The following is a 17,891-nucleotide window of genomic DNA, read 5'->3' on the forward strand; positions in this document are numbered from 1 at the left end:
TTCAAATACGAAGCCGCGGGAAGTCGGCCCGTGAGTTTCGTACTCGGTCGCGACGCCGCCCCCGCCGACGGACCGGTCTGTCGCCTCGGCGACTACCGCGCGCTCGACGGGAGCGACGGCGCGGCCGTCCACCTCGATCTGGACTCCCCCCACGCGGTGTTGCTCGTCGGCAAGCGCGGCTACGGGAAATCCTACACGATGGGCGTCATCGCGGAAGGGCTCGCGCGATCGCGCGGCGTCGCACCCGTGATCGTCGATCCGATGGGCGCGTTCGACACGCTGTCACAGCCTGCTACCGGCGACGCGGTCCCCGCACGCGTGATCGACGACCCGGCCGTCGCGCCCGACTCGCTCGATCCCCGATCGTGGTGTACGCTGCTCGGGCTCTCGCCGGAGAGCGGCGCTGGCGGACTGCTCTGGCAGGCCGCACAGGCCGAATCGACCATCGACGGCATGCGGACACACCTCGAGTCGGCCGACGCCTCGAGCGCCGCGACGCGCGCCGCGGAAAACCACCTCCGCCTCGCCGAGTCGTGGGGCGTCTTCGATGCCGACGGACTCGCGGCCGCCGATCTCGCGACCGCGGAAGCGACGGTCGTCGACGTCTCGGGGCTTGCGGACGCGCCGATGAACGCCGTCTGTCGCGGGATCGCGGAGACGCTGTACCGCGCCCGGATCCGCCGGTCGATCGATCGGTTGCCGTGGCTCCTGCTCGACGAGGCCCACACCTTCTTCGACGGCGTCGCCGAACCCGGCCTCGAGACGATCCTCACGCGCGGCCGCGCGCCCGGTGTCAGTCTCGTCGCCGCGACACAGCGCCCGAGCGCCGTCCCCGAGGTCGGTATCTCCCAGTCGGATATCCTCGTCTCGCACCGGCTGACCGCTCGAGCGGATCTGGCGGCCCTCGAGAGCGCCCAGCCGACGTACATGAACGGCTCGCTGGCCGATGCGGACCGCTTGCCCGAGTCTCCGGGCGATGTCATCGTAATCGACGACGCGACGGAGACGGTTCACGCGGCGCGGATTCGGTCCCGCGACACGCCACACGGGGGCGACAGTCCGAACGCGAGCGACCGCGTGTCCGATAGCGGATGACATGGACGAACGATTACTCGGCAGCGAAAACGGGAAACTGAAAACGGAAAACCGAAATCGAACCGGCGATAGACGATCGCGTGTCCCTGCGACTACTGGAAGCCGATGCGACTGCCGCGGCGACCCGACGGGTCCGGACCGCCGCTCGTACCGCCCTGGAACTCCTCTTCGATCTGCTCGTAGTAGTCGAGGATGTCGTCGGTGATGGTCGGCCGGACGTTCTCCATGGCCTGCCGGAAGTGACGCATCTCGACGATGTCGGCCTCCTCGTCCTCGCGCAGCGCCTCGATGGCCGCCTCGCGCGCGATCGACTCGAGATCGCTGCCGACGTAGCCGTCCGTGATCTCGGCGATTTCCCGCAGCGTGACGTCCGCGGCCAGCGGCGTGTCCTGCGTGTGGATATCGAGGATGCGCTCGCGGCCGTCGACGTCGGGTTCGCCGATCATGACCAGCCGGTCGAACCGACCCGAGCGCAGCAGTGCGGGGTCGATCATGTCCGGCCGGTTGGTCGCTCCGATGACCATCACGTTGCCCATCTCCTCGAGGCCGTCGAGTTCGGTCAGGAGCTGGTTGACGACCCGTTCGGAGACGTTCGAGCCGGTTTCACCGCCTCGGCCCGGCGCGAGCGCGTCGAGCTCGTCGAAGAAGATGACCGTCGGCGAGACCTGCCGGGCCTTGCGGAAGGTCTGCCGGATGGCCTTCTCCGACTCGCCGACCCACTTCGAGAGCAGTTGCGGGCCGCGCACCGAGATGAAGTTCGCGTTCGTCTCGTTGGCGACGGCCTTCGCCATCAGCGTCTTCCCGGTGCCCGGCGGGCCGTACAGCAACACGCCGGCCGGCGGATCGACGCCCAGCCGCTCGAACCGCTCTGGGTTCGAGAGCGGCCACTCGACAGACTCTTGGACCTGCTCTTTGGCGTCGTGAAGGCCGCCGACATCGTCCCACGAGATCTTCGGGAGCTCGACGAGGACCTCCCGCATCGCCGAGGGCTCGACTTCGTTCAACGCGCCGCTGAAGTCCTCGCGCTTGACGATCATTCGATCGATCAGGCTCGGCGGGATGTCCTCCTCGTCGAGATCGATCTCGGGGAGGTAGCGTCGCAGCGCCTTCATCGCGGCCTCCTTGGTCAGGCTCTCGATGTCGGCACCGACGAAGCCGTGGGTCTCGTCGGCGAGATGACCGAGGCTGACGTCGTCGGAAAGGGGCATCCCGCGGGTGTGGATCTGCAGGATCTCCTCGCGGCCGGTCTCGTCGGGCACGCCGATCTCGATCTCGCGATCGAAGCGGCCGGGGCGGCGCAGTGCGGGGTCGACCGAGTCAACGCGGTTGGTCGCCGCGATGACGATGACCTGTCCCCGGGACTCGAGGCCGTCCATCATCGTCAGTAGTTGGGCGACGACGCGGCGTTCGACCTCGCCGGTGACGTCTTCGCGTTTGGGCGCGATGGAGTCAAGTTCGTCGATGAAGATGATCGACGGCGACTCCTCGGTGGCGTCCTCGAAGATCTCCCTGAGTTGCTGTTCGGACTCGCCGTAGTACTTCGAGATGATCTCCGGGCCAGCGATAGAGAAGAAACTGGCGGAGGTCTCGTTGGCGACGGCCTTGGCGAGCAGGGTTTTCCCGGTGCCCGGCGGGCCGTGCAGGAGCACGCCCTGTGGCGGCTCGATGCCGAGCTTCTTGAAGATCTGCGGATGCTTCATCGGGAGTTCGACCATCTCCCGGACCCGCTGGATCTCGTTTTGCAGGCCACCGATATCCTCGTATGTGATCCCGCCTCCGGTCTTCTCGAAGCCCGAGATGGGTTCCTCGCGGAGTTCGACATCGGTGTCTTCCGTGATGAGGACGACCCCTTCGGGTTCAGTTTCGACGGCGATCAGCGGAATCGCCTGCCCCGGCGACCGCATGAACGGATGGTTCGTCGAGGACATCACGGGAACGATGTCGCGGCCGACGACCGGGCGCTTGAGGATCTGGCGTTTCACCATGCCGGCGGCGTCGGAGCCGAACTGGACCGACGCCTCCTCCGGCGGTGCGAGCGTGAGTTTGTCCGCTTTCGTCGCTTCGGCCTTGCGGATCGTGACCCGCTCGCCGATACCGACGTCCGCGTTCTGGCGGGTGAAGCCGTCGATGCGGACGGTGTCGGTGTTCCAGTCCTGCCGGTCTGCACGCCAGACCTTCGCGGCAGTCGTATCTGCACCCTCGATCTCGATGATGTCGCCCGGACTCAGCTTCAAATGCAACAGCGTGTCCGGGTCGAGTCGGGCGATACCACGACCCGAGTCGTTCGGGTATGCCTTCGCAACCTCCAGTTGGACTTCGTTCATGATTTAGGGATGGACGGCGATGTCAATGACTCCGATACGTGCGCGGATAGGTTTTTTGCTAGGGTGAGTCATTTCCTGTGCTAGTAGCTATCACACATGGGTAGGACCGGACGCTACAAAGATGTACCGGCATCGGTTGGTTTTGGCCCTATCGACACCGCGTCCGTGGGGACTAGGACAGGTGGCTTTTTGCGTCTTCCGCTCCGGAACGGAGATATGCGAGTCCTCGCCTTCGACGGCCGAATGGGTGCGAGCGGTGACATGATCCTCGCTGCCCTCCTCGACGCCGGTGCCGACCCCGACGCCTTAGAGTCCGTCACCGACGCCCTCGAGGTGGAGTATCGAATCGACGCGGCCGACAAGAGCGGTATCGCCGCGACGGCGGTCGACGTGGTCCTGACGGACGCGGACGTCGACGGCGGGAACGATGGCCACGACCACAGTCACGACGAGAACGGCCACAGTCACGACCACGATGGAGACCACGACCACAGCCACGATACTCACCAGCACAGCGACGAGGTCCCCGCTGAAGGCCACGGGCCCCACCGCAGCTACCTCGAGGTCCGCGACATCGTCACGGAGATGGACCTCGAGCCGGCGGTCGAACGCGACGCGCTCGCCGTCTTCGAACTGCTCGGCGAGGCCGAAGCCAGCGTTCACGGCGAGGATCTCGAGGACATTCACTTCCACGAGGTCGGGGCCGACGACGCGATCGCGGACGTGGTCGGTGCCGTCGCGTTGCTCCACGACCTCGGGCCCGACCGCGTCGTCACCACGCCGCTGTCGACCGGCGGCGGAACGGTGACGATGAGCCACGGCGAGTACCCCGTGCCGACGCCGGCGGTCGTCGAGATCGCCCAGCGGGCCGACTGGTCGCTGCGCGGCGGCCCGGTCGAGTCGGAACTCCTGACCCCCACCGGTGCGGCGATTCTGGGTCACGTCGCCGACGGCGTCGACTCGCTGCCCGCACTGGACCTCGAGGCTGCGGGCAACGGCGCGGGCGGCTACGACCTCGATCCGCACCCGAACGTGCTCCGCGTCTTGGTGGGAAGCGCCGAGAGCGGCGGGGAACTGGTCGAGGACGATATCGCGGTCCTCGAGACGAACCTCGACGACGCGACCCCCGAAGTGCTGGGTGGACTTCACGACACTCTCGCGGACGCGGGCGCGCGAGACGTTTCGATTCTCCCCGCGACGATGAAGAAGTCCCGTCCGGGCCACCTCGTGAAGGTCATCTGCAAGCCCGCGGACCGAGAGCGGGTCGCTCGAGCGCTGGCCGAGGAGACCGGGACGCTCGGAGTCCGTGACGCCGGTGTTACGCATCGCTGGATCGCGAATCGTGAATTTGAGACCGTGACGCTCGAGATCGACGGCGAGGAGTACGAAGTCACCGTCAAAATCGCCAGCGACGCCGATGGCGAGGTCTACGACGTGAGCGCGGAGTACGACGAGGCGAAGGCGGTCGCTCGAGAAACTGAAGTTGTAGTTCGTGAGGTGATACGTCGGGCAGAAATGGCTGCCATCAAACCACTTCGGTCTGAGCACTCTTCATGAGGATCTGAGTTCCGTATATGATCTAAATAGAATTATGTTTATAGATGTCTCTACTGTTGAATGGACAATATCACTCTATAAAAATAGAAATATATCGTTAGTCTATTTACGCGTCAACGTCAACGAGGTCGTCGAAAGTACCATCCTCGAAGACACCACTATCGACAAGCGTATCGACGAGACTGTCGAACTCGGACTGACTGACAGTCTCATCTTCGCCCTCACCAGGCTCGCCCTCACCAGGCTCGCCCTCACCAGGCTCGCCCTCACCAGGCTCGCCCTCACCAGGCTCGCCGTCGTCACCAGTGCTGACATCGGCGTCGATCTCGGCACCTTGCGATTCGACGTCAGCGTCGTTCGAGGCGACCGTGGTCGTGTCTTCGACGTTGTTGGAGTTCGCCTGTGAGACGTCCTGGGTCTGCACGGCGGACGTGTCAGCGTGACTCGTGTCCGAGCTGCTGTACGACGTCGCGGTCTGCGTCTGCGAGTTACTGTTGCTCTGATCGTTGGTTATCGTAGTCGTCGCGTCGGAGTCTTGATCGACATCAACGTCAGAGCCGAGATCGGCATCGAACTCGGCGCCTTCTTCCTGTGCCGCTGCTGTTCCTGCAGCCCCCATAAACGCGAGGCCGCCGATTAGTGCTACCGTCAGTGCAAGCGTGAGTGCGCGTTTCATATTGGTTCGGTCACCGTGTTGCAGTCGGGCACCACGCGTGTCAACCACAACGAGAGGACCCCTCGAGGAGGGAACCTCCTCGACTGACAGCCTATCGCTCGGCACGAGACTGACTGTCTCCTCCCGGTCTCCCGCTGTGGCGCGTTGCCCAGTCGCTACTCATACCAGTATCCCATTTGAACCCGGCAAACGGTTTCGAGGCGAATCGCGGCATTAGAGGGCCTGATCGGACCGCTTATCGACTCAGGCGGATCGTTCACCGATTGTCAGCGGAAACTGTTGTCGTTTCGACAACCCTATTGAGTCGCTGGACGCTGGTTTCAGCGACCCATCGTTCGGTCCACCGTCCCCGAAATGTCTGCTGTGTAACGGTTGCTGATCGGCTATGAGCCGCTAATATTTGACTTCGATTCCCGAAACGGTAATCGATCCGCGACCGTCCGGACTGGTTTAGTTATCTGTCGGTACGATCGGAACGGATCAGATATAAGATGGTTTCGGTCGCGGCTCATAGTTCCGGGACACCCCGCCGAAGTCACTGATTTCTCTCGGTAAGCAGTCGCCTTCGGTTCCATAGGCCGGTTCATACGGTTCCCAACCTGTCGATAACAAAGGTACTCTTGCGGATAGGATGGTTTGCGTCGCAGAGACTCAGAAACGAAAGACCATCACGATACAGATCAAACGCTCAATGAATTCCAACACAACGAGACGCTCACGAACTACGACACTCCTTATGGCCTGTATGGTTGCCCTGTCGATGATCGCAGCCGGCGTGCCGGCAGCCACCGCAGGCGGGGAAGGAGAACTGGACGCAGGAACGATACACGCGCTCGAGGACGGGGAGGAACTGTATCTCGTCTTCGGTGCCGACCTCGACGGACAGTCGCTCGAGGAGTACGTCGACGAACACGCCGACGACTCGAGCGGTACCTCCGCCGAGATCATCCAGCACCAAGACGTCGATCAGGTCAACATCAACGAGCAGGGAACTGCGGTGTCGATCGCGATCGACGGCGGTGACGCGACCGCCATTCAGGAATCGAACCAGGAGAACGACAACGTCCAGAGCGGTGAGGTGACCGCCGAGAGCCGCGACGTGCGCAGCGCGGAAACGCAGTTCGAGAACGTCGGCGACGTCAACATCATCGTCGGCGACGGCGGCGACCAGCAGTTCGACGGTTGGGCTGTCAAAGACAAGAAGGGCGACAAGACGGTCACGCAGGAAGCCGTCGCTGGCGTGAGCCAGGCCCAGTCGGTCGGACAGGTCAACTACAACAACCAGAGCACCGCGTTTGCGCTCGCAGTGAACGAGAGCGATGCGACCGCCCTCCAGCAGTCCTACCAGCGAAACGAGAACCTCCAGGAGGGGATGGCAAACGCGTCCAACGTCTACCTCGGTGACGGCAAGTTCGGTCACAAGAAGGACAAGACGGGCGATCACGGTGCCGGCTCGAGCGCGGGTCAGGGTGCCGACGCGCTGCTCGAGCAGTCACAGGATGTCACGCAGACGAACGTCAACGAACAGGACGGTGCGGTCGCCATCGCGATCGGCGAGGGCAGCACCGCCACGGCGATCCAGTTCACCGACCAGAGCAACCTCAACGAGCAGATCGGTAGCGCCTCCGCCTCGAACCTGATGGCGTCGGCCGCCGGGATGGACGTCGCGACCGCGGGTAACGTCAGCGGCGATGTCCTCTCGTCCGAGACCGAGGTTCACGAGCCCGACAAGAAGGACAAGAAGCAAGACGACATCGACGGCGAGCAGACCGCGACCGCCGGCGTGGCACAGGGCCAAGAGGTCGAACAGCAGAACATCAACCTGCAGAACACCGCCATGGCCATCGCACAGAACGACAGCGAGTCCACCGCGATCCAGCTGGCCTACCAGCAGAACTACAACGCCCAGGTCGCGTACGCCGACGCGATCAACGTCTACGCGAGTCCGGGCTACGTCTCCGACGACGTCACGCGGACTTCGAGTACCACCGTCACGGTCGACGGGAACGCGGGCACGGCTACCCCCGGCACGTCGTACGACTACGCCGGCAACGCCACGCAGACGAACGACGCGGAACAGACCGCAAGCGCAGCGATCGAACAGAGTCAGATCATCACCCAGGAGAACCTGAACGAGCAGCACACCTCCGTCGCAGTCGCCGAAGACGGTGGCAGTGCCGGCAGCTCTCAGATCAGTCTGCAGGAGAACGAGAACGTCCAGCTCACGTCCGTCTCCGCGACGAACACCTGGGTCGAAGCGTAATATTCGCTACGTCCGCCACACGGTCGATTTCCGACCGGCGTGACCGGTAGCGTCGTTCCTTTTGTTTCTTCGTTCGCGATTTCAGAACGCGGTTTTCCCGGTGCTTCGATACCCGATAGCTCGCCGACCGGTGTCGTGATCGGGGTCGGGTTCGGGTACTGTCCTCTCAATCCGGTCGAAACGAGACGCGCTCGAGAGCGACGCGAATCGATTTCGAACCGCGATACTGCACCGATTCTCCCCTTTCTGAGAGGAGGTAATTTCGACTAGATGTACGCCAAGAAACTCTTTCGAGACCGAACGACCGCGCCGCTCGAAACGAAGCCGTCACTGCGGTTCTCGCGCGTGGGGTGTCGACTCACCGGTCCGCGTTTCGTCCCGGAAACACGATCTTGGCTCCGAGCGGTCCCACTATTCACCAGTAGCCATTGTCATCGTCGAGAAATGGCGTGATAGACGGCGGGATGTGACCGCTGTCTCGAATCCGCGGTTCTACGGCTGTTTACCGCTGAAACGATCTCTCTTGCTTTTGAAATACAGTGGCCATGTCGGGACCGAGAGCATGAGCACGGGGGTACCAGACATGACTACAAGAGGGATGGAGACGATCGGATACGAATACGACGAAGAGAGCCGGAAACCGGTTATCGGGGCCGATCCGACGATCAGACCGGGAACGATTATTTACAACGACGTCGTCATCGGTGACCGGTTCGATACCGGCCACTTCGCGCTCGTTCGCGAGGGAACGGAGATCGGTGACGATGTCCTCGTCGGAACGAACGCGGTCGTCGACGGCACCACGACGATCGGCTCGAGCGCGAGCCTCCAGACGGGCGCGTACGTTCCCGCGGAGAGTACGATCGGCGATCACGTCTTTCTCGGGCCACACGCCGTCCTGACGAACGATCCGTATCCGCTCCGGCGGGAGACGGATCTCGAGGGGCCGGTTCTCGAGGATCACGTCTCGGTCGGTGCGAACGCGACGATCCTTCCGGGCGTAACCGTCGGCCGGGAATCGTTCGTCGCCGCCGGCGCCGTCGTGACGGACGACGTTCCCGAGCGGACGCTGGCGGTCGGCGCGCCGGCGAGCCACGAGCCGCTGCCGGAGTCGCTTTGCGGGGGGAACGACCGGTGATTCCGATCGCGAACCCCGAACTGGGCGAGCGAGAGACCGACCGCGTCTCGGCCGTTCTCGAGAGCGGGATGCTCGCCGACGGGGACGAGGTCCGGGCGTTCGAACGGGAGTTCGCCGACTACTGCGACACCGAATTCGGCGTCGCGACGGCGAACGGAACGGCGGCGCTCCACGCCGCGCTCGAGGGACTCGGCATCGGCGCGGGCGATCGCGTGCTCACTACACCGTTTTCGTTCGTCGCGACGGCGAACGCGATCAGACACGCCGGCGCGGAGCCGGTCTTCGCCGATATCGAGCCGGCCACGTACAACCTCGAACCGGCCGCGGCCCGCGAGGTCGCGCGGACGGACGACATCGACGCGATACTCGTCGTTCACCTGTACGGCTGTCCGGCCGAGCTAGACGCCTTCGTCGACCTCGCCGCGGAACTCGAGGTGCCGCTGATCGAGGACTGCGCACAGGCCCACGGTGCGACGTACTGCGGCGAGCAGGTCGGGTCGTTCGGGGACGCCGCCTGCTTCTCGTTCTATCCGACGAAGAACATGACGACCGGCGAGGGCGGAATCGTCCTGACCGACCGCCGCGACGTCGCGGCCGGGGTCGAGCGGTTCGTCGATCACGGTCGCACGGACGAGGGGACTCACGCGACGGTCGGTCACAACTTCCGGATGACGTCGCTCGCGGCCGCGATCGGCCGCGCGCAACTCGAGCGGTTACCGACGTTCCTCGAGCGGCGGCGGGAGAACGCCGCTCGGCTGACCGAGGGGCTCGCCGGAACGTCGCTCTCGTTGCCGACCGAGCCGGCTCACGCGCGACACGCGTATCATCAGTATACCGTCCGCGTCACCGATCGATCGGCGATGCGGGACCACCTCGCGGCACACGACGTGGGGGCCGGCGTCTATTACCCCGCCTGTATCCACGAGCAACCGGCCTACGACGGCGTGACCCACGACGCTCCGGCGGCGGAGCGAGCGGCCGCCGAGGTGCTGTCGGTCCCGGTCCACCCGAACGTTTCGGCCGACGATATCGACCGCATCACGGGGGTGATCGCCGACTATGCCGCCTGAACGGCAACTCGACGTCGGCGTCGTCGGCGTCGGCTCGATGGGGCGAAACCACGCGCGAGTGTACCACGGGCTCCCCGACGCGAACCTCGTCGGCGTCTTCGACGTCGACGCGGACCGCGCGACGGCCGTCGCGACCGAGTACGGCGCGTCCCCGATGGGACTCGATGACCTCCTCGCGTCCGTCGACGCCGTCTCGGTCGTCGTCCCCACCGCACACCACTACGACGTGGCGACGGACTGTCTCGAGGCCGGCGTCGCGACCCTCGTCGAGAAACCCGTCGTCGAGGACCTCGAGACGGGGCGGAAACTCCGATCGGCGGCGAACGCGGCGGCCGTTCCGGTCCAGATCGGGCACATCGAACGGTTCAATCCAGCCGTGGAGACGCTCGAGTCGATGATCGCCGACCTGTCGGTCGTCGGTATTTCGGCCGAGCGGCTCGGCCCGCCGCCGGACCGCGCTATCGACGACAGTGCGGTCCTCGACCTGATGATTCACGATATCGATATCGTGCGCTCCCTGCTCGATGCAGAGCCCACCGCGATACAGAGCAGTGGCGTCAGTGACAACCGACACGCCGCGGCGCTCCTCGAGTTCGACTCCGGCGCGATGGCCTCGCTGACGGCCAGTCGATTGACCCAGCGGAAGGTGCGGACGCTCGAGGTGACCGCCGAGGAGTGTCTCGTCGAAGTCGATTACATCGATCAGTCGATCGAGATCCACCGCCGCTCGGTTCCCGAGTACGTCGAAGAGAACGGCGACGTCCGGTTCAGACACGAGAGTCTCGTCGAACGGCCCCGCGTCCCGAACGAGGAACCGCTTCGCAACGAACTCGCGGCGTTCCTCGAGACGGCCGCCTCGGGCGAGCCGCCGCGGGTGACGGTCGACGACGGGCTCGCGGTACTCGAAATCGCGAAGCGAATCGAGGCACAGGGGGCGAGCGACCGAGCCGCCGCGGACGTGGAGGTCGCACATGACTGAGCAGCGCCACCGACGCGACCGCGACCGCCTGTACGGGGTCGATCGACCACCAGCCAGACAGCGGGACGCGTTCGCGAGCGGGGAGATCCCGGTCGCCGTCTACGGGCTCGGCAAGATGGGGCTTCCCGTGGCGGCGGTGTTCGCGGAGACGACGGGGAACGTCCGCGGAGCCGACATCGACCCCGATGTCGTCGCGTCGATCAACGACGGTAACTGCCACCTAAAGCGGGAGCCGGGACTCCCGTCGCTCGTCGGCGAGACGGTCGCCGACGACGCACTGTCCGCGACGACGAGTCCGCGGGAGGCCGCCGAGCGGGCGTCGGTCCACGTCGTCATCGTCCCGACGCCGATCACCGACGAGAACGAACCCGACCTCTCGGTCCTCGACGCCGTCACCGAGGCGATCGGTGCCGGGCTGGACGCGGGGGACCTCGTCCTCGTCGAGTGTACCGTCCCGCCGCGGACGACGAGCGACCGGGTGCTGCCCGCACTCGAGGACGCGTCGGGGCTCGACCGCGGCGAGTTCGGACTGGCGTTCTGTCCGGAGCGGACCGCGAGCGGTCGGGCGCTCGCGGACATCCGCGGCGCGTACCCCAAGGTCGTCGGCGGTGTCGACGCCGAGAGCACCCGCGCGGCGACGGCGGTCTACGAGACGATCAACGACGAGGGCGTGATCGCCGTCGCCGACGCCGCGACGGCGGAGGCCGTGAAGGTCTTCGAAGGGCTCTACAGGGACGTCAACATCGCGCTCGCGAACGAACTGGCGACGTTCACCGACGAGTTCGGCATCGACGTCAGGGACGCGATCGAGGTCGCCAACACGCAGCCCTACTGCGACATCCACGACCCCGGACCCGGCGTCGGCGGCCACTGCATTCCGTTCTACCCCTACTTCGTCATCGAGCCCTTCGAGACGGACGCGCCGCTGTTGCGGACCGCTCGAGCGGTCAACGACTCGATGCCGTCGTACACGGTCGATACGCTCCGCGAGGCGTTCGCCGCGGAGCGAACCGAGTTGGCCGATACCGCGATCGCGCTCCTCGGACTCACCTACCGCCCCGGCGTCGAGGAGACTCGGGCGTCGCCGGCGCTCGGGATCGCCGACCGACTCGCGGCGTTCGGGGCCGAGGTCTACGGCGTCGATCCGGTCCTCGACTCGTTCGAACCGTTCGAGGAGCGGGGGCTGACTCCCGTCTCGCTCGAGGACCTGTATGACCGACCCGTCGACGGCGCAGTGCTGGTCACGCCCCACGAGGAGTTCGACGCGATCCGGTGGGACGACCTCGAGCGCGAGGGCGGCCGACTCGTCGTCGTCGACGGACGGGCGGCACTCGAGGATGCGACGATTGCGGAGACCGACCACCGAGTGATCGTCATCGGGGGTGAGACCGATGAGTGACTCCCGGTACGCGACGCCCGACCTCGGCGCGGACGAGGCGCGGATCTGCATCGTCGGGCTCGGCTACGTCGGACTTCCCTTGGCCTACGAGTTCGACGCCGCGGGCCACGAGGTGTGGGGATTCGACATCGACCCGGCGAAAGTCGAGACCCTCGAGTCGGGGACGGACCCGACGGACGATATCGGCGACCGCGAGATCGCGACCAGTTCGATCGAGTTCACGAGCGACGCGAGCGTGATCGCCGACGTCGAATACGTCATCGTCACCGTTCCTACGCCCGTCGACGGCTCCGAGAAGCCGGACCTCTCGTTCGTCGCCGACGCCGGGCGGATCATCGGCCGGCACATTCAGCCCGGGTCGATCGCGGCCCTCGAGTCGACCGTCTATCCGGGCGGGACACGGTCGGTATTCGCGCCGGCGATCGAGCAACACTCGGGGATGACCGCCGGCGAGGAGTTCGGCGTGGGATACGCCCCGGAGCGGGTCGTGCCGGGCGATCGAGAGCACACGATCCGAACCGTCACCAAGCTCGTCAGCGGGTTGACCGAGGGGACGCGGGCCGAACTCGCGTCGCTGTTCGAAACCGTCGTCGACGCGGACGTCCACGAGACGCCGACAATCGAGGCCGCCGAGACGGCCAAGTGCATCGAGAACGTCCAACGGGACCTGAACATTGCCCTCGTCAACGAGCTGGCGATCGCGTGCAGTCACTTGGGCCTGGACACGAGCGCCGTCCTCGAGGCGGCGGGCACGAAGTGGAACTTCCACGAGTACGAGCCGGGACTGGTCGGCGGCCACTGCATTCCGGTCGACCCGTTCTACCTGATCTACGAGACGGAACGGAACGGCTTCTCGCCGGAACTCATCCGGAAGGGCCGGGAGGTCAACAGCTACGTTCCGGAGCACGTCGCCAACATGACGATGAAGGCTCTCAACGACGGTGGAAACGTCCTTCGGGACAGCACCGTCCTGGTACTCGGGTTGGCGTACAAACCGGACGTCGGCGACGTCAGAACGTCCGCGATCGATGGGGTGATCGAATCCCTCGAGGAGTTCGGCGTGTCGGTCGTCGGGGTCGATCCGATCGCCGACGACGACGCCGTCCGCGACGAGTTCGGGATCGAGGTTCGATCGACGGTTTCGCCCGACGGGGCCGACGGCATCGTGATCGGAACGCCACATAGCGCCTTCGACGACCTCGACTTCGAGGCGATCGTGTCGGCCATGAGCGAGGAGCCGATCGCGGTCGACGTCGACGGAACGTTCGAAGAGCGATTGGACGGACTCGTCTCCAGCTACAAACGGTTATAATGTACCGAGAACACACGATCGGCGTCGTCGTTCCGGCGTACAACGAGGAGGGGTTCGTCGGCGACGTGATCCGCGAGATGCCCGCGTTCGTCGACCGGATCTACGTCGTCGACGACCGGTCGACGGATCGCACGTGGGACGAAATCACCGCGAGCGCGCGGGCGGATGCAACCGACTGGAACCGAAGCGACGGGACCTACGGCGACGGGCTGGCGACCGCCGACGGCGGTGCCGTGGGTGGCTCCGCGGAAACCGCCCCCGTCGACAGCATCAGTGACACCCTCGAGCGGCGCGCGTCGGTCCACGATCCGATCGGTCGCGTCGTCCCGATACGACACCGGGAGAATCGGGGGGCCGGCGGGGCGATTCTGACGGGGTATCTGGCCGCATTGGACGGCGGGAGCGAGATCACCGTGACCGTCGACGGCGACGGACAGATGGACCTCTCTCAGATGCCGAAACTCCTCGACCCGGTCGTCGAGGGAGCCGATTACGCGAAGGGGAACCGGCTCCTCTCCGCAGAGTACCGGGCCGAGATGCCGCCGTTCCGGTTCGTCGGCAACTCGGTCCTCTCGTTGCTCACCAAGATCGCCAGCGGCTACTGGAAGGTGAGCGATCCCCAGAACGGGTACACCGCCATCTCGCGCCACGCGCTCGAGACCATCGCCGTCGAGGAGTTGTACGAGTACTACGGCTACTGCAACGACCTGCTGGTGACGCTGAACGCCAATCGGATGCGCGTCGCCGACGTGGCGATCCCGTCGGTCTACGGCGAGGAGGAGTCGGGAATCACGTACCGGACGTACATTCCCAAGGTGTCCGGCATGCTCCTCCGCAACTTCCTGTGGCGGCTGAAATCGCGGTATCTGGTCGTCGATTTCCACCCGCTCGTGTTGTTCTACCTCTTCGGCGTCGCGTCGGCGTTCGTCGGGGTCCTGAGCGGCCTCTGGTCGCTCCTCACGGCCGCGCGGACGCGAGAGGAGGACCCGGACTCGAGCGGGGGCGGGAGCCGAACCCGCGACGCCCTGACGAGCGCTGCGCTCGCGCTCTTCGGCGGCGTTTCGGTGGCCTTTGCGATGCTGCTCGACATGCGCGATAACGAAGCGCTGGAGGACAGGATCTATGAGTGAGACCGCCGAGCGCGTCGTGAGCACGATCCAACACCCCGCGCACGTCCACTTCTTCAGGAACGCGATCGGCGAACTCGAGGACCGGGGATACGACGTGCACGTGTTCGCGCGTGAGAAGGATCTCGTCCGCGATCTGCTCGAGGCCTATGGCATCGAGTACCGGACGCTCGCGGCCGAACCCGGCAACCTGTACGAACTCGCCAAAGTGCAGGCGAAATACGAGTACGAGGTGATCCGACGCACTCGCGAGTTGGAGCCCGCGGCGTTGATGGCCATCGCGGAGCCGTCGATCACGCACGCGTCGCGGGTCAGCGGCGGGCGGAGCGTGCTGTTTACCGACACCGAGCACGCGACGGTCCAGAACCTCCTCGCGTTCCCGTTCTCCGACGTCATCTGTACGCCCGACTCGTTCCGGGACGATCTCGGCTCGAACCACGTCCGGTACTCGGGCTATCACGAACTGGCGTATCTCCATCCGGACCGGTTCAGTCCGGACCCGACGGTACTGGACCGGATCGGTGCCGACGCGGACGAGACGCTGGTCGTGTTACGACTGGTCTCGTGGACGGCCGCACACGACGTGGGGAAAGACGGTCTGCAAGACGTCGAACCGCTCGTCGAGCGACTCGAGGCGGCCGGCTGTCGGGTAGTGATAAGCGCCGAGGCGGCGCTTCCGCCGTCGCTCGCGGACAGGGAGGTCTCCGTTCCGCCACACCGGATACACGACCTGCTGTCCCACGCCGACCTGCTGATCGGCGAGAGCGGGACGATGACCATCGAGAGCGCGCTCCTCGGCACGCCCGCGATGTTCGTCTCGCCGTTCTCCGCGGGCGTGCTGACCGAACTGGAAGACCGGTACGGGCTCGTGTTCTCTCGCTCCGAAACGGAGACGCCGGCGGATCTGTCCCGACTTGCCACCGCGATCGTCGCGGCGGATCCGGCGATCTGGCAACGGCGACGGCGAGCGATCCTCGAGGAGAAGATCGATACGACGGCGTTCATCGTCCACGCCGTCGAGCAGGTGATCGACGCGTGACCTCGGTCCCGGACGACTCCGCGTTCGCGCTGTGTCTGACCCACGACGTCGACCGGCCCTACAAGACCTACCAAGCGCCGTACTACGCGGTGACGGAGCGCGATCCGTCACAGCTGCGCTCGCTGGTGACGGCGGAGCGGCCGTACTGGCAGTTCGACGCGATACGCTCCCTCGAGGCGGAGTTGGGCGTTCGGTCATCGTTTTACTTCCTGAACGAGAAACCCCTCCGGGAGAAGCCGCCGCGGGAGTGGGTGCGACCCGGGGCGTGGCAACTCTACGCCGGTAGATACGACATCACCGACGACGAGATCGTCGACGCGATCCGGACGCTGGATCGCGGCGGCTGGGAGATCGGTCTCCACGGCTCCTACGACTCCTACGACGACCGCGACCGACTCGCCGCCGAGAAGGCGACGCTCGAGTCGATTCTGGGCCACGAGATCGTCGGCGGTCGCCAACACTACCTCAACGTGGATCGGCCGCGGACGTGGCGGTACCACCGCGAGATCGGACTGCGCTACGACGCGAGTCTCGGCTCGAGCGACGACTACGGGTTCGACGGCCGCTACGACGTCGTTCGGCCGTTCGACGACGAGTTCGTCGTCTTCCCGCTGACGATCATGGAGACGGCGTTGGTAGAGAACACCCCCTCGATCGACCGCGCGTGGTCCGAGTGCCGGCGACTCCTGACGGAAGCGGCGGAAAACGACGCCGTCGCGACCGTCCTCTGGCACCCCCGGTACATGAACGAGGCCGAGTTCCCCGGCTACCGGCGGCTCTACCGGCGGCTGATCGAGGAAGCGCTGGCGATGGGGGCGTGGGTCGGCCCCTGCGGCGAGTACTACGACCGACTCGAGACGGTGACAGCAAACGCATGAGCATCGACATTACCCGATTCGACGCCGACGACCGCATCGATCGCGAGCAGTGGGACGATCACGTCCGCACCTCTCGCGGCGGAACGCTGTTCCATACGTTCGATATGCTCGAACTCATCGAGCGCCACGCGTCGGCCGACCTGTACCCGTTCATCGGCTACAAGGGACAGGAACCGGTCGGCGTGTTTCCGGTCTTCGAACTCAGCAAGGGCGGGATCTCCGCGGCCTTTTCCCCGCCGCCGCGGATGGGGATCCCGAGCATGGGACCGGCACCGCTCAACGACGGCCACCTGAAACGCCGGAAAGCCGAACGCCGGCTGCGGCGCTTCGTCGAGGGCTGTCTCGAGTCGATCGACGAGCGGATCGGACCGCGGTACAGTCGCGTCTGTACCTCGGTCGGCGTCGACGACCCCCGCCCGTTCACGTGGAACGAGTTCGACGCGTCGCCCCGGCACACGTACGTCCTCGACATCGATCGAGAGCCCGAGGACCTCAAACAGTCGTTCTCCAAATCGCTGCGACGGTACCTCGATCCCGACGGGGACGACGCCGAGCGCTTCCGGATCGAGGAACGCGGCACGGACGCGATCGAGTTCATCCACGAGCAGGTCACCGCGAGGTACGAGGCCCAGGACCGAACGTACACGGTCCCCCTCGAGTTCCTCCTCGAGGCCTACGAGACGCTTCCGGAGGGACGGCTCAGACCGTACGTCGGGGCGGTCGACGGCGACCTCGCGAGCGGGATCCTCGTCTTTGAGGGGCCGTCGACCATCTACTACTCGGCGGGCGGCGGCAAGCCGGATGTCGACTACCCGATAAACGACCTCCTGCACTGGCGGATCATCCGCGACGCGCGGGACAGAGGCATCGAGCGCTACGATCTCTGCGGCGCGAACACCGAACGAATCTGTACGTACAAATCGAAGTTCAATCCCGACCTCGTCACGTACTACGAGGTCGAACGGGGAACGCCCGTCATGAACGCCGTCTCGAGTCTCTACAGGCGGCTCCGGTAATCGAATCGAAGGCCGTTA

14 protein-coding genes are annotated in these 17,891 nt (G+C 65.4%); 12 read left to right on the forward strand and 2 right to left on the reverse strand.

The window, feature by feature from the left end:
* The first annotated feature begins 30 nt into the window (after positions 1 to 30).
* Positions 31 to 1,095: an ATP-binding protein gene (locus ACT4ML_RS00100; RefSeq protein ID WP_444719037.1), complete on the forward strand. Its 1,065-nt coding sequence runs from the start codon at positions 31 to 33 to the stop codon at positions 1,093 to 1,095.
* A gap of 92 nt (positions 1,096 to 1,187) precedes the next feature.
* On the opposite strand, the gene ACT4ML_RS00105 is transcribed toward ACT4ML_RS00100, so the two are convergent.
* A complete protein-coding gene (locus ACT4ML_RS00105) occupies positions 1,188 to 3,419 on the reverse strand; it encodes a CDC48 family AAA ATPase (RefSeq protein WP_444719038.1) in 2,232 nt (743 codons plus the stop codon).
* 216 nt (positions 3,420 to 3,635) lie between these two features.
* Between ACT4ML_RS00105 and larC the strand changes: the two genes are divergently transcribed.
* Positions 3,636 to 4,976: a nickel pincer cofactor biosynthesis protein LarC gene (gene larC, locus ACT4ML_RS00110; RefSeq protein ID WP_444719039.1), complete on the forward strand. Its 1,341-nt coding sequence runs from the start codon at positions 3,636 to 3,638 to the stop codon at positions 4,974 to 4,976.
* Between the two features lie 106 nt (positions 4,977 to 5,082).
* Here the strand turns inward: larC and ACT4ML_RS00115 are convergent, their stop codons facing one another.
* Entirely contained in the window at positions 5,083 to 5,652 is a 570-nt protein-coding gene (locus tag ACT4ML_RS00115; RefSeq protein ID WP_444719040.1) for a hypothetical protein, read from the reverse strand.
* A gap of 745 nt (positions 5,653 to 6,397) precedes the next feature.
* Here ACT4ML_RS00115 and ACT4ML_RS00120 point away from each other — a divergent pair.
* From ACT4ML_RS00120 to ACT4ML_RS00165, 10 genes are all read left to right on the forward strand, one after another.
* The gene (locus ACT4ML_RS00120; RefSeq protein ID WP_444719041.1) at positions 6,398 to 7,915 is read left to right on the forward strand and encodes a hypothetical protein; all 1,518 of its coding nucleotides are present in this window, start codon (positions 6,398 to 6,400) and stop codon (positions 7,913 to 7,915) included.
* A 583-nt stretch (positions 7,916 to 8,498) separates the two neighbouring features.
* Positions 8,499 to 9,053 carry a DapH/DapD/GlmU-related protein gene (locus ACT4ML_RS00125; RefSeq protein ID WP_444719042.1) on the forward strand — a complete coding sequence of 185 codons (555 nt, stop codon included), beginning with the start codon at positions 8,499 to 8,501 and terminating at the stop codon, positions 9,051 to 9,053.
* Positions 9,050 to 10,123 carry a DegT/DnrJ/EryC1/StrS family aminotransferase gene (locus tag ACT4ML_RS00130; protein WP_444719043.1) on the forward strand — a complete coding sequence of 358 codons (1,074 nt, stop codon included), beginning with the start codon at positions 9,050 to 9,052 and terminating at the stop codon, positions 10,121 to 10,123. The genes ACT4ML_RS00125 and ACT4ML_RS00130 overlap by 4 nt, the downstream gene beginning before the upstream one ends.
* Complete coding sequence (locus tag ACT4ML_RS00135; protein ID WP_444719044.1) at positions 10,113 to 11,102, forward strand: Gfo/Idh/MocA family oxidoreductase; 990 nt, start codon at positions 10,113 to 10,115, stop codon at positions 11,100 to 11,102. Before ACT4ML_RS00130 ends, ACT4ML_RS00135 begins: the two co-directional genes overlap by 11 nt.
* Positions 11,095 to 12,501 (forward strand): nucleotide sugar dehydrogenase, encoded by a 1,407-nt coding sequence (locus ACT4ML_RS00140; protein ID WP_444719045.1) that lies wholly within the window; start codon positions 11,095 to 11,097, stop codon positions 12,499 to 12,501. Before ACT4ML_RS00135 ends, ACT4ML_RS00140 begins: the two co-directional genes overlap by 8 nt.
* Entirely contained in the window at positions 12,494 to 13,813 is a 1,320-nt protein-coding gene (locus ACT4ML_RS00145; protein WP_444719046.1) for a nucleotide sugar dehydrogenase, read from the forward strand. Before ACT4ML_RS00140 ends, ACT4ML_RS00145 begins: the two co-directional genes overlap by 8 nt.
* On the forward strand, positions 13,813 to 14,943 hold the full coding sequence (locus ACT4ML_RS00150) for a glycosyltransferase family 2 protein (RefSeq protein ID WP_444719047.1): 1,131 nt from the start codon (positions 13,813 to 13,815) through the stop codon (positions 14,941 to 14,943). The genes ACT4ML_RS00145 and ACT4ML_RS00150 overlap by 1 nt, the downstream gene beginning before the upstream one ends.
* On the forward strand, positions 14,936 to 15,979 hold the full coding sequence (locus ACT4ML_RS00155) for a DUF354 domain-containing protein (protein ID WP_444719048.1): 1,044 nt from the start codon (positions 14,936 to 14,938) through the stop codon (positions 15,977 to 15,979). The genes ACT4ML_RS00150 and ACT4ML_RS00155 overlap by 8 nt, the downstream gene beginning before the upstream one ends.
* The gene (locus ACT4ML_RS00160) at positions 15,976 to 16,857 is read left to right on the forward strand and encodes a polysaccharide deacetylase family protein (RefSeq protein WP_444719049.1); all 882 of its coding nucleotides are present in this window, start codon (positions 15,976 to 15,978) and stop codon (positions 16,855 to 16,857) included. The genes ACT4ML_RS00155 and ACT4ML_RS00160 overlap by 4 nt, the downstream gene beginning before the upstream one ends.
* Positions 16,854 to 17,873 (forward strand): lipid II:glycine glycyltransferase FemX, encoded by a 1,020-nt coding sequence (locus ACT4ML_RS00165; protein ID WP_444719050.1) that lies wholly within the window; start codon positions 16,854 to 16,856, stop codon positions 17,871 to 17,873. The genes ACT4ML_RS00160 and ACT4ML_RS00165 overlap by 4 nt, the downstream gene beginning before the upstream one ends.
* Positions 17,874 to 17,891 lie beyond the last annotated feature (18 nt).

This window comes from Natrinema sp. LN54, assembly GCF_052439245.1.
In the GTDB taxonomy this organism is placed as follows: Archaea; Halobacteriota; Halobacteria; order Halobacteriales; family Natrialbaceae; genus Natrinema; species Natrinema versiforme_A.